Here is a 14,305-nt window from a genome sequence, read left to right as displayed (position 1 = left end):
TATCATGGAGACCTCGCTCTATCTGCCGGTGAAGGCCTTTCTGGAGGCGGCGGGATATGTCGTGAAGGGGGAGGTCGCGACCTGCGATGTCGTCGGCTTGAGCGAAAGCGAGCCGCCGGTCGTGGTCGTCTGCGAATTGAAGATGTCGTTCAATCTCGAGCTTATCCTGCAGGCGGTCGACCGGGCGGCGATGGCCGATGAAGTCTGGATCGCGGCAAGGGTCTCGGCCAAGGGCCGGGGGCGGGAGGCGGACAGGCGCTATCGCGATCTCTGCCGGAGGATGGGGATCGGCATGCTCGGGATATCCGATACCGGCGAGGTCAGCATCATCGTCAGTTCCGTGTCGCCGATGCCGAGGACGAACCCGAAGCGGCGGACGCGGCTTGTGAAAGAGCACCGGAAGCGACAGGGCGACCCTGCGCTCGGCGGCGCCACGCGCTCGCCGATCATGACCGCCTACCGGCAGCAGGCGCTGATCTGCGCCTCGGCGTTGCAACAGGGGCTGGCGCGGCCGCGCGACATGAAGACATGGGCGCCGCAGGCGGGACGCATCCTGCTCGACAACGTCTATGGCTGGTTCGACCGGCAGGGGAAGGGCGTCTATGCGCTCAATGAGGCCGGCGAGGCGGCGTTGTTGCGGTGGCCGCAGAGGTTGGTGTTTGGTGGCGATGCGGGTGAGGGCGGGGAGTAGTGGCGGCGGTTCCCGCTTTTTTCAGAATTGAATCTCGATCTGCTCGGGTGGCTCCTGGTTGAAATCGGAGTATCGAATCCATCGTGGCGTCGCTTTGAAGATCACGGCCCCTCTCTCGATGAACTCTCTGGCGGCCGGAAGGCTGTCGAGATAAGCCTCCTGGTATTCTTCGATATCCGCGGCAGCAACCCTTGTTGCCTCACCCTCGTTGAGCGGCCCATCAGCGCAAATGTGTATCCCGCGACGGCTCCACCGATCCCTGCAGCGATAATCAGGTTCTGACGGTCTTCGTTGAGGCCGGGTGCCAGATGCAGCATCAGTGCAATCGTGCAAAGACCGGAAACCAAACCTGCACAAGCGAATAGCCACGTGGAACTTTGTCGGGCTAGGGCGATTAGCAGGATTGAAAGTAGAGCGAATGGCAACGCAAATGGAAGTGCAACTAAATAGACCGGAGGCGTCATCATCAGCGCGACTATCAACGGCATAGGGGTACAGAACCCGTCGAGGAGCGCGAATAGAACGACCAACAACACATAGGTTCCGACGAGATGCGCGATCACCAGGTTCTTCAGCGGAAGTCTTGTTACCATCGCAATCGGTCCAATTGGGTGTTCATGCCAAGGCTGTGGTCGGCTAAGGTCAATGGAGGCCTTAACGTCCTCGATAGGTGGCGTTCACCCAGAAATTCCGTCAATCAGCGCAACATCAAGCCGATACTTGCAGCCATTGCTAGACGCAAGGGTCTGATTTGGGTGTAGGTTAATCTGCTTCGACTGAAGGAACGTCCGCTTCTGGCGTGATCCCGCCAAAGAGGCTTTCGCCCCTAAGCGGACAGAGGGTTCCTTCTCATCGGCGCTGCCGGGCTTCGCGCAGCAATCGGCATAGCCCAACACCGTTGAGTATCACGAGCATCCCAGCAAAGATCATGATGAATCCGCTGAACATACCTGCACCGAAGCCGCCAGGTCCGTCATAGAGGCCTGCTTCAAAGCCCGCGGAAATTGGGTCAAGAATCCACCTGAGCCAAAGAAATGCTCCAAGCACTTCTACACCGTACACGACAATGGCGGCGAGGCTACCGATCCTGCGCTTGATCAGTGCGATGAGAGTGTGGAAGACCAAAGCAAACGGGCTTGTGACCGTAAATACGACCAACAGAACGACGAACGGCCCGGCGACATTGACGAGTATCTCTCTCAACTTGGGTCTCTTTGCTCAGACTGTTTTTCCGAAGATAGAATGTATTCCGTTCAATCCCGCAATGGTTCCTATCCGCACAAAGCCGCTTACCGTCAAATGCGCTGGTGGCATTCCTGCGGCGGCTCATTGATCCCCGACGCGAACCTCAGTGCGCGATTACATATCTGCGTTGCACAATAAGCAGTACGCGTTTGCCTAAAACGGGAGCATAAAGCGCGCAGTGCCGCAGGTAAGGATATTTGCCATGGACTGGTTTCCCATAGTCTTCGTGATTTTCAAGGTTCTCGCGTTGGGCACGGGAATGTACTTCGCCATCAAGTGGCATTACGATCAGGTGGACAAGATCGAGAGAGGCTCGGTACTGCTCGCGGGCGGCAAGATCGCGGGAGCCTTCGTGCTGGCGCTTTTGGGCATCGGGGTCGTCGCCTTCGTCATGAGCAGCATGCTTGGGTTGGACCTGGGTCTCTGACGGCGACTTTGGCGCAAAACTAGCTAGGATTTTCCCGACATCAGAGACAGCGCGGCACCGGGGACCCTCTGGTGCGCCAGCCATTGCACCGGCGTCACGCCGACTTCGGTGCGGAATGCCGTGCGTAGTGCATGGGCATCAGGGAAACCGCTGCGCAAGGCGACGTCGTCCAGCCCGCGTACGCCGGCCACCAATAGCTCCTTCGCTCGTGCCACGCGAACGCGCCTTATCCATTCGCCGAGACTGCCTCCGGTACGGGCCCGGATATGGCGTGTCAGGCTCCGGCGGCTCATGTTCGAGCGCTTGGCCAGTTCATCCAGCGAAGGCGGCGCGATGGGATCGGCGCGCAGGACTTCGAGAAGTTCGGTCACTCGCCGATCGGCAGTCGATCCGATCGCTGGTCGCTCGATCAGTTGCGGTTGTCCGCCCGCGCGCTGAGGGGCGACGACGAGATGGCGCGCTATCCGGTTTGCTTCACCAATGCCGCAAATCCGGCCAAGCAGATGCAGGCAGCAATCCAGCCCCGAAGCGACACCGGCGGACGTCAGGACGCGGCCTTCGTCCACGAACAGCGCGGCCGCATCGACCGTTACACGCGGATAGCGGGCCGCGAAGGTCTCCGCATGCGCCCAATGGGTCGTTGCGCGCCGCCGATCGAGCAATCCCGCCTCGGCAAGGCCGAAAGCCCCCAGGCACAAGCCCACGATGATGGATCCTCGAGCATCGGCCGCCTTCAGCTTGGCAACGATATCGGGCGATACGGGCTCGTCCACGCTCCGCCAACCCGGTAAAATGACGATATCGGCGTCATCGACCGCATCCAGCCGATGGGCGGCCTCGATGATCATGCCGCCGCTCGTGTTCAGCCGGAACTGATCCGAGCACACTTGCACCTGATGTCCACCTGCAAGGAGCCCCTCGCCAAACACGGCCAGCGGCGTGGATAGCATGAATGGGCTGATATGGTCGTAAGCGATGATAGCGATGCGCATTGGCCCGATTTACACGATAAAAGGCAATCAGGCCACTCAACGGCGACGAAATCGGATGTCATCACTGTGGGCGAAACATCAAAATGGAGCCTCCGGATGACCCGCACCCTTCTCGTGATCGACGTTCAGAACGACTATTTCCCCGGCGGCGCACTGCCGCTCTGGGAGGCCGAAGAAACAGAGAAGCGGGTCGTCGAAGCGATCCGGCAAGCACGCGCAAGGGGTGACGGGATTGTTCTCGTTCGGCACGTTTCGACAGCTTCTACGGGCCTGTTTGCCGCCGGCGGTGATGGTGTTGCAATCCGCCCGGCTGTTCTGACTGCGGCTGGCGATGCTCCTGTCGTGACGAAGCAGTATGCAGATGCATTTCAGGAGACGAATCTCGCAAATCATTTGAGGGGAACGACGGAATTGCTGATCTGCGGGATGATGACACAGAACTGCGTGGTGTTTACGGCATTGTCACGCGCTGCGGAGGACTTCCAGATCAAGGTGATCGACGATCTTTGCACTGCTCCCCTGGAGGTCGTCCATCTGATCGCCTTGAGTGCCTTGCGGTCCAAGACACGGGTGATCCATTCTTTCGAGGTTTGAGGCGCGGCCAATCAGCCCGTCGACCTCCTGTCGCCACTTCCGCTTTGACAAATCGCCATTTCTGGCCCATATCCCCCCGCAACAGCCGCCTGCGCGATTTTCGCGCGGGCGGTTTTGCGTTTGAATGGCATTGTTTCTGCAATTCGTTCGCATCCGCACCGGTATTTGGAAAGCTAAGAGGCAGAGGGACAGAGATGAGCGAACAGGGAAACCTTACGGTTCGGAAGCTGGCATTCTGGGGCATTCCGATGTCGCTTGGGGTCATGGGCCTGAAGATGGTGGCCTGGTGGGTCACGGGGTCGGTGGCGCTTTTGTCCGACGGGCTGGAATCGACGGTCAACGTCGTGGCCGCCTTTATCGCCTTCTTCGTCATCCGCTATGCGCAGAAGCCTGCGGATCATGATCATCCCTTCGGGCATCACAAGGCGGAGTATCTCTCGGCGGTCACCGAGGGCGTGCTGATCGTTGTCGCAGCCCTTCTGATCGTCAACGAGGCGGTGGGGCATCTTGCCGATCCCCGTATGCTCGAAGCGCCGGTGCTGGGTCTTGCCATCAATTTCGCGGCCGGCGTGATCAATGCCGTCTGGGCGCGGCTTTTGATCACGACCGGGCGCAAGTATCGCTCGGCGGCGCTGACGGCGGATGGCCAGCATATCATGTCTGACGTCGTCACCTCCGTCGGCGTGCTGATCGGCCTGCTGCTGGCGATCGCCACCGGCTATGCGATCTTCGACCCCATCCTCGCCATTCTGGTCGCGATCAACATCCTCTATCAGGGCTGGAAGGTGATCTCGCATTCGATCGGTGGGCTGATGGACCAGGCGGTCGAGCCGCAGGAAGAAGAGGCGATCAAGGCTGCCATCGCCACGCACGCGACGGGTTCGCTCGGGGTGCATGATCTGAAGACGCGTCGCGCCGGCGCCGTCACTTTCATCGATTTCCATCTTGTCGTGCCCGCCGCAATGTCTGTAAGGCAGGCGCACGATATCTGCGATCGCCTTGAGGATGCCATTCGTGCCGTGCATCCGGGCTCCAGCATCGCCATTCACGTCGAGCCGGAGGGCGAAAAGGCCCACGGCATCCGCGTCAAAGTCATCAAGGAGGCTTGAATGCCCAATACAGACGTCTCCAGCCTGTCCATGCTGGGAAAACAGACCGAAGCGCCGACCTCGCCCGAAACGGCGGTGCTGGAAAAAGTGCCCGCCAGCAATGCCGGCACCGATTACGTGGTGCGCTTCACCGCGCCCGAATTCACCTCGCTCTGCCCGATGACCGGGCAGCCGGATTTCGCCCATATCGTCATCGATTACATCCCGAACGAATGGCTGGTGGAATCCAAGGCGCTGAAGCTCTTCCTGCACTCCTTCCGCAACCACGGCGCCTTCCACGAGGATTGCTCGATCTATATTGCCAAGCGCATCGTCGAGCTGCTCGATCCGAAATGGCTGAGGATCGGCGCCTACTGGTATCCGCGCGGCGGCATCCCGATCGACGTGTTCTGGCAGACCGGCAAGCCGCCCGAGGGCGTATGGCTGCCCGACCAGGGGGTTGCGACCTATCGCGGTCGTGGTTGATCGGCCGCGGCTGAGTTTAGTCAGCTGATTTGGCGGGATCGGGCGGGAAACTTGCCCGGTCCATGCGCAGTGGGCGCTTCTCGCCACCAAGCCAGCCACGAATGAGGTTGCGGGCCTTAATCGCCTCCAGCTTCAGCCTGAGCAGGTTCTTGCGCAGCTTGCTCGGCGTGAAGGCGCGGTCGATCGATTTGCGGATGAAGGCCGCCTTGTCTGCGCTGCCGTCGAGAAACTGCATCTGGATGACCGGGGCGGGCTCGATCTGGTAGGCCTTCAGCCAGGCGCGGTGCCACATATAGGCGTCGAGCAGGCCATAGGTCTCGGTGTCCTTCAACATGCGCGCGGCGGCACCCGGGCCGATGACATAGCCGGCCGTGCCGACGCGGTTCTGGAACACGCGCCGGGCGCTATAAGTCCCGTCGGTCCAGAGCGGATGTTTCGCGACGATATGATCGCGTGGCGCGAATTCGAGATCGTAGGCGATATCGTCGCCATCGGGGCGTGCTTCGATGCCTGCAAGGGCGTCGGCGAAACTCTGCGACAGCACGGCGTCGTCTTCCAGGATCAGCATCCGCTGATTGCTATCGATGATCCTGCGCCAGGCGATGCGGTGCGAGGTGAAGCACGCGACATCTTCGCGCAGCGTCGGGCTCGGCCAGCTGTCGGCGGCCTTCTGGCACTCTTCCGGCGTCAGGTCGCGGGCCTCGAAGGCATCCAGAAACTCGAAATCGAGGCCGAGCGCCTGCATCTGCCGCGTCTGGAAGCGCCGCCTTGTTTCCTCGGCCTTGCGGCTGATGATGAGGGTTTTCAATGCTCTGTCGTCCGCTCTGCGTTTCGTGAGGTCGATGATCGCGGCGGACCTTATCGATGCGGCGAGGGCATATCAATCGGTCGCGCGTCGCATGCACTGAAAGCTTGCATCCGGCCTCGGCGCTGCAACAGCGCCACGGTCGAGCATGCGTTGCAGCAATCGGCATCGTTCATTCGTATGATGGCTCATCCAATCAGGGTAATTGCAGTCCTGAGTTTCATATCTAGTGTAGAGAAAGACAATTTGAGCGGGTAGGCAATTGCGAGCGGCGGGGCCTACTGACAGCCATTGATGCTTTCCAGAATTGGACGATCGGATGTTTCGAAATCTCGTTTTCGGATGCGCCGCATTGCTTGCGGTGTTCATCTCCGGTGGCATGAGTGCGCGGCACGAAATGTTTCCCTGGCCCCAGTTTTCAGCGCTGAAACATCAGTTCGTCGCTCCCGAACCGCCGCCTCCGAGCCGCTATACGTTCGATGACAAGGAGCGTCTGATTGGAGACGAGACGAAGACGGCGGTCGCATGCCCCGCCCAGACCGATCGAACCGCTGTTCTCCTGGTTCTCGGACAGTCGAACGCCGCCAATGACGGCGGCCAGCGGCACCGGTCGATGTATGGCGAGCGCGTGATCAATGAATTCGATGGTCATTGCTTTACCGCCGCATCGCCGCTTCTCGGCTCGACGGATACCAAGGGCGAATATTGGACGGAGGTCGGCAATTCGCTGATCGCATCCGGGCGCTATGACAATGTCATCATCGCGCCGGTTGCCTATTCCGGCTCCGAGGTGGCGCGCTGGGTCGAAGGCGGCGATATCAATCCGGTGCTTGTCGACAGCACGAAGAAGCTTCACGCTGCCGGCTATCGCGTGACCAACGTGCTTTGGGTGCAGGGCGAGGCCGATTTCGTCAAGGGTACCAGCACGGAGGTTTACGAACAGCGCTTTCTGTCGATGGTGGGGACGCTGCGCGGGCTTGGGGTCGCGGCGCCTGTCTATATCTCGGTGGCGACCAGATGCCTTGAGCCCGCCAATGGCGGTTTCAAACAGCATACGGACGACAATCCCATCCTGCGGGCGCAGCTTGCTTTGCCGAAGAGCGGCAACGGCATCGTTCAGGGCGTGAACTCGGACGCGCTGCTCACCGGTGACGATCGTTACGATGATTGCCACATCGGCGGTTCGGGCGCCGAGAAAGTCTCGGCCGCATGGCTTGATCTTCTGCTTGCGGGTCCGCAGTTGCAGGCTTCGTCGCAATAAGGATCTACGTGGTACATGTTTGGCAGGGGCCGCCTCAACGCGGCCCCTGATGCGTGTGAGGGGATCCTCAGACGTTGAAGCTGTCGTCGCTGCCGAAGTCGGACTGATCGTCGAAATTGTCGTCGTCGTTATCGTAATCGGCCTGCTGCAGGCCGCTGTCGTCGTTATCGTTGTTATCGGCGACGTTGTTGTCAGCGACTGTGCGGGTGTTGTCGGCCTGCTGGCTGCCGCCGTCATTGTTGTAATAGTTGTTGATGACGGTCTCTTCCGTCGGCGCGCTTGCTGGCGTGGCGCCCGAGCCGAGGCCAAGCGACGACATGTGGTTGCCGCTGAAGATGCCGCTCAGCGAATTGGCGAGCAGCATGCCGCCGGCGACACCGGCTGCGGTGCCGAGCGCGCCCTGCAGGAAGCTGCCGCCGGCGGATGGGGCGGACGCCTGCTGGCTCCAGGGGCCTGAGGGTTGCTGCTGCATGCGCGGGGCGGTGTCGAAGCCCTGGTTTTCACGGATCTGCTGGCGCGGGGCGCTGCCCCAGGGGCCGCTTGATGCCGCGTCCGAAGGTGCCGGCTGCTGCCGCTGCTGCGGCGGCTGGCTGCTGCCGAAGATGGAGGAGAGAAAGCCACCGCCTTGCTCGGCCTTGTGGGCGTCGCTCTGATCTGCCTCCAGCTGGCGGACGCGTTCTTCCAGCTCCTTGATATGGCTGGCGGCGGCCTCGAGGCCCTTTTCCTGCACGATCACGGCTTGGGCCAGATAATAGGCAGCATAGGGCTGCTCGCGGGTGCTTTGCTCGACCAGCTGTTCGGCGTCGCGGTCGCGCGGCGTTGCGGCCGCGGTGCGGACACGCTCGAAAAGGGCGGTCAGGAGTTGGCGTTCTTCGGGTGACATCGGCTGTCTCCTTTGGCTCTGGGCTCGCATGTGGTCTCAAGTGTGTCGCTTGAGAAGGACGTAGGAACGGATTGAGACTTTTCAAAGCCTCCACAAGTTACATTTCAGTAAGCCGATGACCCCTAACCATATCTTCACCCGTTCCGTGGCTTGTCTTTTTCACGCATTGTTTTACGCATTGAGTCGCACTATGTGCGGGGAACCCGAATTTACGTGAGAGAGGTTCGAATGAACGACGAAGACCAGGACGACAAGACGAAGGAACTGCCGCTCGGCAAGGAAACGGAGGCGAACCTTTTCAAGTCGCGTTCCATCTTCATCTATGGACCGATCAACCAGGAACTGGCGCAGAAGGTCTGCTCGCAGCTCGTGGCGCTTGCCGCGGCCAGCGACGAGGACATCCGCATTTACGTCAATTCGCCCGGCGGCCACGTCGAGTCCGGCGATTCGATCCACGACATGATCAAGTTCATCAAGCCGAAGGTCTGGATGATCGGAACCGGCTGGGTCGCCTCTGCCGGCGCGCTGATCTATGTCGCCGCGCCCAAGGAGCAGCGCCTTTGCCTGCCCAACACCCGCTTCCTGCTGCACCAACCCTCGGGCGGCACGCGCGGCATGGCGTCCGACATCGAGATCCAGGCACGCGAGATCATCAAGATGAACGAGCGCCTGAACAAGATCATGGCTGACGCTACCGGCCAGTCTTACGAAAAGATCGCCGCCGACACCGACCGCGACTACTGGCTGTCTGCCGAAGAAGCCAAGGCCTACGGCCTGGTCTCGCGCATCGTGACGTCGCAGAGCGACATCTGATCGGATTGAGATGAGAGCGCCCTTGGCTGCCGGATGGTGGGCGAGGGCGTTTTTTTGTTTTTGTGGGGGAGCTAACTCACCTCATCACGGCCTTGTGCCTGGATCCAGCCACGGTGCGCCTGTGCCGTGAAAGAGCTGCTTCAAGTTATGTGCCGCAAAAGATTCTTTCGCCGCGCGGACGCGCGTCGGCTGGATTCCCGCCACAAGGGCGAGAATGAGGGAGGTGGGGGAGGCAACCGGCCCATCTGGTCTTGCGCCCCCGTTTGCGATACGGCTGCATGACGCCATTCTTCGCTCCGAGTCCCCCGCATGCTTAAAGACTTCTCCGTGCAGGCCCTGTTCATGGGCGTTCTCACCGCTTTCGTCGGTTTCGCCAGTTCGTTTGCCGTCGTGCTGCACGGGTTGCAGGCCGTTGGCGCCACGGAGGCGCAGGCGGCTTCGGGGTTGATGGCTTTGTCGGTCTCGCTCGGGCTGTGCGCGATCGTGCTCAGCGCCACATCGAGGTTGCCGATCAGCATGGCCTGGTCGACGCCGGGCGGCGCGCTTTTGGCTGCGACCGGTGTGGTCGAGGGCGGGTTCAATGCGGCCGTGGGCGCCTTTATCATCTGTGCGTTGCTGATCGTGATCGCGGGGCTGTTCAGGCCGCTCGGGCGTGCGGTGGCGGCGATACCGGCGCCGCTCGCGAATGCGATGCTTTCGGGCGTGCTGATCGGGCTCTGCTTCGCGCCGGTCAAGGCTGTCGGGTTCAATCCGCTGCTCGGGCTGCCGATCGTGCTTGCCTGGATCGTCGTCGGTGCCTTCAAGCGGCTTTGGGCCGTGCCGGCGGCGCTGGCGGCTTTCGTGCTGGTCGTGGTCTTCGGGGTCGATGTGCCCGTGGGCGCGCTCGATACGGTCAAGCGCTCGCTGGTGCCGACAATCGAGTTCGTCATGCCGGTGTTCAACGTGCCGGCATTCGTGTCGATCGCTTTGCCGCTCTTCATCGTCACCATGGCCTCGCAGAATATTCCTGGGATCGCGGTCATGAAGGTCAACGGCTATGAGACCAAGCCTGGGTCGCTCTTTGCCTCGACCGGCTTCTTCTCGCTTTTGTCTGCGCCCTTCGGCGGCCATGCCGTCAATCTTGCGGCGATCACGGCTGCCATGTGCGCCGGGCCGGACGTGCATCCCGATCCGAAGCGCCGCTACTGGGCGGTGATCGTCTGCGGGGTCTGCTATCTCATCCTCGGGCCGCTTGCGGGTGCGGTGACCGCATCCGTCGCACTGGCGCCGCCGATCCTGATCCAGGCCGTGGCCGGTCTTGCGCTGGTCGGCGCCTTCTCCGGCTCCGCTATGGCCGCCTTCCAGGCGCCCGATACGCGGGAGGCAGCTGCGATCACATTCCTGGTGACGGCATCAGGCGTCTCCTTCGGCGGCATCTCCGGCGCCTTCTGGGGGCTGCTGGCCGGCGGGCTGATGATGGCGTTGCAGCGATTTGTGCAGATGAGGAAAAAATAATCGGGCACTTGCCAGTTTTTCGCGCGGCGGCTATACAGGCCGGCATGAAGAGCACGGGCATCATGATTTCTGAGCAGATTGCACGCGGGCGTATCGCCCTGCGCGACAATACGCGCGCCCTGACCTCGCTTCTTCTCCTCGGCCTTACGCGCGGTTGCCGGGTCCGTTGAGGAGCGCCCGGCGGCCCAAAGCCCGCCGGCCATAGCTCCTCTTCACATATCCCAAAAATCGATAAACCGGACGCTTTGCGCCGGATTCGTCATCGCCAACAGGCAAGCCATGCGCTATGACGCGGCCAGATGACGGGAATAGGAAGAGAAGACATGGACACGAAGACCCGCTCCCACGGCATGCCTGACGCGGCGATGAAGTATCGCCCTTATCCGCAGGTCAACATCCCCGATCGCACATGGCCGACCAAGACGCTGACCAAGGCGCCGATCTGGTGTTCCGTGGACCTGCGCGACGGCAACCAGGCGCTGGTCGACCCGATGGGCCATGACCGCAAGGCGCGGATGTTCCAGCTGCTGCTCGACATGGGCTTCAAGGAAATCGAGATCGGCTTCCCGTCGGCCTCGCAGACCGATTTCGACTTCGCGCGCTGGTGTGTCGAGCAGGGCAATGTGCCTGACGACGTGTCGCTGCAGGTGCTGGTGCAGTGCCGTCCCGAGCTGATCACGCGTACATTCGAGGCGCTTGAGGGCGCCAACAAGCCGATCGTGCATTTCTACAACTCGACCAGCGAGCTGCAGCGCCGTGTCGTGTTCGCCAAGGACGTCAACGGCATCAAGCAGATCGCGGTCGACGCGGCGAAGATGATTTCCGACATGGCGGCAAAGGCCGGTGGCGGTTATCGCTTCGAATATTCGCCGGAGAGCTTCACCGGCACCGAGCTGGAAGTGGCGCTGGAGATCTGCAACTCGGTCATCGAGGTGATGAAGCCGACGCCTGATAACAAGCTGATCATCAACCTGCCGTCGACCGTCGAAATGGCGACGCCAAACGTCTATGCCGACCAGATCGAGTGGATGTGCCGCAATCTCGACAACCGCGAGAACCTGATCATCTCGCTGCACCCGCACAACGACCGCGGCACCGGCATCGCTGCCGCTGAGCTGGCCTTGCTGGCCGGCGCCGATCGTGTCGAGGGCACGCTGTTCGGCAATGGCGAGCGCACCGGCAATGTCGACGTCGTGACGATGGCGCTGAACATGTTCACGCAGGGTGTGGATCCCGAGATCGACTGCTCTGATATCGTGCGCATGAAGGACGTGTTCGAATATTCCAACCAGATGCCGATTGGCGAGCGCCATCCTTATGTCGGCGAACTGGTCTACACGGCGTTTTCCGGCTCGCACCAGGATGCGATCAACAAGGGCATGAAGGCGATCAAAGTCGCCAATCACCCGGTCTGGGAAGTGCCGTATCTGCCGATCGATCCGCAGGACGTCGGCCGCTCTTACGAGGCGATCATCCGCATCAACTCGCAGTCCGGCAAGGGCGGCATCGCCTATATCCTGCAGCAGGATTACGGCCTCAACCTGCCGCGCAACCTGCAGGTGGAGTATCGCGAGGAGATCCAGCGGATCACCGACGAAGAGGGCAAGGAACTGCCGTCGAAGCGGATCTACGACCACTTCATCGAGCGCTACGTGACGCAGCCGAAGGGCCGCATCAAGTTCGTCGATCACCAGACCTTTGCCGATCCCGAGCACAAGGGCGTTCGCGTCGTTTCCGCCGAGATCACCGATAACGGTGTGACGAAGACGATCGAAGGGCGCGGCAACGGCCCGATCGATGGCTTCATCAATGCGCTCTCGGAGTATCTCGGGGTCGAGATGGCGGTGCAGGATTATTCCGAGCATTCGCTGCAGCACGGCTCGAATGCATCCGCCATCTCCTATGTCGAGACGTCCTATCCCGGCGGCAAGCTCTTCGGCGCCGGCATCAGCACCAACATCGTCGGCGCATCGCTGGAAGCGATCGTCTCGGCCGCGAACCGGGTGCTTGATGTGAGGGCTGGCAAGGCCTGATCGTAGACCACGGAATCATGAAGCGGGCGTCGCATGCGGCGCCCGCTTTTTTATGCGCGCTTTAAATCTGGCGGTTCAAATCGCGGTGGCGATCTGCATGGCGAGTTGGCTGAGTGATGCCTCGGAGGAGGGGCCGATCAGCATGTAGGAGGTGCCAGCATTGTGCCAGGTGACCAGGCCGATCTCGTCGCGGATCGTTTCCTTGAAATCCTCGGCGTCTTCAGGCTGGTTGTCCTTGCGGAAGGCGATGGTTGCGAGGTCGCCGTCGGAGCTGGTGTAGACCAGCTGGCCGACCGGGCGGCCGCCGGCGAGCGTCACGCGGGCGCCCTGGAAGGTCCATCCCTCGGAGACGAGATCGGGGACGCGGAAGGCGACGCCGACGGAGGTGGTGAGCCAGGTGGAGATCTCTTCCGGCTGCGTGGCCGGGACTTCGAAGATGTGGCGCGGCTGGCGGGCGAGTAGCCTCTGGTTGGCGAGCATGTCGCCCAGCCATTCCGTCGCTTCGCTGGTCTGCGCGGCATCGACGGCCTGCGCAGTCTGCGACGCGGTATGGCCGGCGCCGACGATATAGCCGATGCCGCAGCCGGCGATGAGAAGCACGATGGCGGCCACCAGCGCCTGCGGGCCCGAGGGCGCGAACTTGAACGGCTGGCGCGACTGGCGCGGCGCGACGGGGGCCTTGGGCGGCTGCACGCTCTTGATCGAGCGCACCAGCGCCAGCGGAACCGGCTCCTTCAGTATGTCGTCGAGCCGGCGCTTGCCGAAATCGGCGCCGTTGCGCAGCTTGTCGTAGATCCGCCGCGCGCCGTCGTCGGTTGCCAGGCGCTGTTCCAGCTCGTGCTTCTGCTCAGGCGTCGTCTCGCCATCGAGAAGGGCGGTCAGCTGGGCATCGAGCGGCAGTTTCTTGAAGTCGAGCAAATCAGAACCTGTGGGAATGGTCGTCGGCGAGGCTGGCAAAGTGCAGTTTCGCCTGCGCCAGCTGCGACATGATGAGGGTGGGGGCGACGCCCATGATGTCGCCGGCCTGCTGGTAGCCATGGCCTTCGATCGATACCAGCAGGAAGGCGCTGGCGATGCCCTCGGGCATCTCCGCGATCATCCGGTGGATCGCGTCGGAATCGATGATGGCGGCGCGGTCGCGCGTGGCTGTGCGGATATCGGTGACGTTGGTCTTGTTGACCGCATGCGGCTTGCGCTTGCGGTGGTCCTCGCTCCATTGCTGGCGCATCAGCGTGTAGACCCAGCTGTCGAGCCGGCCTTCGCCCTGCCATTGATTGCTCTTGGCAATCGCCCGCTGACAGCCGGCCTGGACGAGTTCGTCGGCGCCAGCCGCATCACCCGCGAGCGTCATCGCGAACCGCCGCAACCGGGGCAGAAGACCCACTAGATCGCGTCTGATATCGATGGTCGTCACAGGTTGACGCATGGTTTTCCCAAGGTGAATGCCTGGTATCGGGAGCCATTACGGAGCCGTGACCTGGCGCATGTGCGAA

Annotated in this window: 16 protein-coding genes; 9 read left to right on the top strand and 7 right to left on the bottom strand. The window is 61.7% G+C overall.

Annotated elements, in window-relative coordinates:
* Positions 1-4 precede the first annotated feature (4 nt).
* A complete protein-coding gene (locus tag ACVTFQ_RS11880; RefSeq protein ID WP_111562903.1) occupies positions 5-691 on the top strand; it encodes a DUF2161 domain-containing phosphodiesterase in 687 nt (228 codons plus the stop codon).
* 101 nt (positions 692-792) lie between these two features.
* Here ACVTFQ_RS11880 and ACVTFQ_RS11875 read toward each other — a convergent pair whose 3' ends face one another.
* Together ACVTFQ_RS11875 and ACVTFQ_RS11870 are read right to left on the bottom strand one after the other, a co-directional pair.
* Positions 793-1,284 carry a hypothetical protein gene (locus ACVTFQ_RS11875; protein ID WP_162718093.1) on the bottom strand — a complete coding sequence of 164 codons (492 nt, stop codon included), beginning with the start codon at positions 1,282-1,284 and terminating at the stop codon, positions 793-795.
* 256 nt (positions 1,285-1,540) lie between these two features.
* Positions 1,541-1,894 (bottom strand): hypothetical protein, encoded by a 354-nt coding sequence (locus ACVTFQ_RS11870; protein ID WP_111562902.1) that lies wholly within the window; start codon positions 1,892-1,894, stop codon positions 1,541-1,543.
* Between the two features lie 244 nt (positions 1,895-2,138).
* On the opposite strand from ACVTFQ_RS11870, the gene ACVTFQ_RS11865 reads away from it, so the two are divergent.
* On the top strand, positions 2,139-2,363 hold the full coding sequence (locus tag ACVTFQ_RS11865) for a hypothetical protein (RefSeq protein WP_047506184.1): 225 nt from the start codon (positions 2,139-2,141) through the stop codon (positions 2,361-2,363).
* 23 nt (positions 2,364-2,386) lie between these two features.
* On the opposite strand, the gene ACVTFQ_RS11860 is transcribed toward ACVTFQ_RS11865, so the two are convergent.
* A complete protein-coding gene (locus tag ACVTFQ_RS11860) occupies positions 2,387-3,355 on the bottom strand; it encodes a helix-turn-helix domain-containing protein (protein WP_111562901.1) in 969 nt (322 codons plus the stop codon).
* A 96-nt stretch (positions 3,356-3,451) separates the two neighbouring features.
* On the opposite strand from ACVTFQ_RS11860, the gene ACVTFQ_RS11855 reads away from it, so the two are divergent.
* The 3 genes from ACVTFQ_RS11855 to queF all read left to right on the top strand — a co-directional run bounded on the left by ACVTFQ_RS11855 (position 3,452) and on the right by queF (position 5,523).
* Positions 3,452-3,949 (top strand): cysteine hydrolase family protein, encoded by a 498-nt coding sequence (locus tag ACVTFQ_RS11855; protein ID WP_111562900.1) that lies wholly within the window; start codon positions 3,452-3,454, stop codon positions 3,947-3,949.
* A gap of 194 nt (positions 3,950-4,143) precedes the next feature.
* A complete protein-coding gene (gene emfA, locus ACVTFQ_RS11850; RefSeq protein WP_047506180.1) occupies positions 4,144-5,058 on the top strand; it encodes a CDF family cation efflux transporter EmfA in 915 nt (304 codons plus the stop codon).
* The gene (queF, locus tag ACVTFQ_RS11845; RefSeq protein WP_037184229.1) at positions 5,059-5,523 is read left to right on the top strand and encodes a preQ(1) synthase; all 465 of its coding nucleotides are present in this window, start codon (positions 5,059-5,061) and stop codon (positions 5,521-5,523) included.
* A 16-nt stretch (positions 5,524-5,539) separates the two neighbouring features.
* Here queF and ACVTFQ_RS11840 read toward each other — a convergent pair whose 3' ends face one another.
* Positions 5,540-6,331 (bottom strand): glycosyltransferase family 25 protein, encoded by a 792-nt coding sequence (locus tag ACVTFQ_RS11840; protein WP_111562899.1) that lies wholly within the window; start codon positions 6,329-6,331, stop codon positions 5,540-5,542.
* Positions 6,332-6,647: 316 nt separating this feature from the next.
* On the opposite strand from ACVTFQ_RS11840, the gene ACVTFQ_RS11835 reads away from it, so the two are divergent.
* On the top strand, positions 6,648-7,589 hold the full coding sequence (locus tag ACVTFQ_RS11835) for a sialate O-acetylesterase (protein WP_112436078.1): 942 nt from the start codon (positions 6,648-6,650) through the stop codon (positions 7,587-7,589).
* Positions 7,590-7,656: 67 nt separating this feature from the next.
* Here ACVTFQ_RS11835 and ACVTFQ_RS11830 read toward each other — a convergent pair whose 3' ends face one another.
* Positions 7,657-8,472, bottom strand: coding sequence for a DUF2076 domain-containing protein (locus ACVTFQ_RS11830; RefSeq protein ID WP_470423894.1), 816 nt, complete (start codon positions 8,470-8,472; stop codon positions 7,657-7,659).
* Between the two features lie 228 nt (positions 8,473-8,700).
* On the opposite strand from ACVTFQ_RS11830, the gene ACVTFQ_RS11825 reads away from it, so the two are divergent.
* The 3 genes from ACVTFQ_RS11825 (at position 8,701) to leuA (ending at position 12,812) form a co-directional block, all read left to right on the top strand.
* Entirely contained in the window at positions 8,701-9,285 is a 585-nt protein-coding gene (locus ACVTFQ_RS11825) for an ATP-dependent Clp protease proteolytic subunit (RefSeq protein ID WP_018897336.1), read from the top strand.
* A 309-nt stretch (positions 9,286-9,594) separates the two neighbouring features.
* Positions 9,595-10,779 carry a benzoate/H(+) symporter BenE family transporter gene (locus ACVTFQ_RS11820; protein WP_111562896.1) on the top strand — a complete coding sequence of 395 codons (1,185 nt, stop codon included), beginning with the start codon at positions 9,595-9,597 and terminating at the stop codon, positions 10,777-10,779.
* Between the two features lie 323 nt (positions 10,780-11,102).
* On the top strand, positions 11,103-12,812 hold the full coding sequence (leuA, locus tag ACVTFQ_RS11815; RefSeq protein WP_018897341.1) for a 2-isopropylmalate synthase: 1,710 nt from the start codon (positions 11,103-11,105) through the stop codon (positions 12,810-12,812).
* 75 nt (positions 12,813-12,887) lie between these two features.
* On the opposite strand, the gene ACVTFQ_RS11810 is transcribed toward leuA, so the two are convergent.
* Together ACVTFQ_RS11810 and ACVTFQ_RS11805 are read right to left on the bottom strand one after the other, a co-directional pair.
* A complete protein-coding gene (locus ACVTFQ_RS11810) occupies positions 12,888-13,730 on the bottom strand; it encodes an anti-sigma factor family protein (protein ID WP_111562895.1) in 843 nt (280 codons plus the stop codon).
* Position 13,731: 1 nt separating this feature from the next.
* Positions 13,732-14,238, bottom strand: a complete 507-nt coding sequence (locus ACVTFQ_RS11805) for an RNA polymerase sigma factor (RefSeq protein WP_018897343.1) — start codon at positions 14,236-14,238, stop codon at positions 13,732-13,734.
* Positions 14,239-14,305 lie beyond the last annotated feature (67 nt).

This window comes from Rhizobium sp. O111, assembly GCF_055616315.1.
Note: the sequence above shows the minus strand (reverse complement) of the source record. Positions and strands in the feature narration are given on the sequence as shown.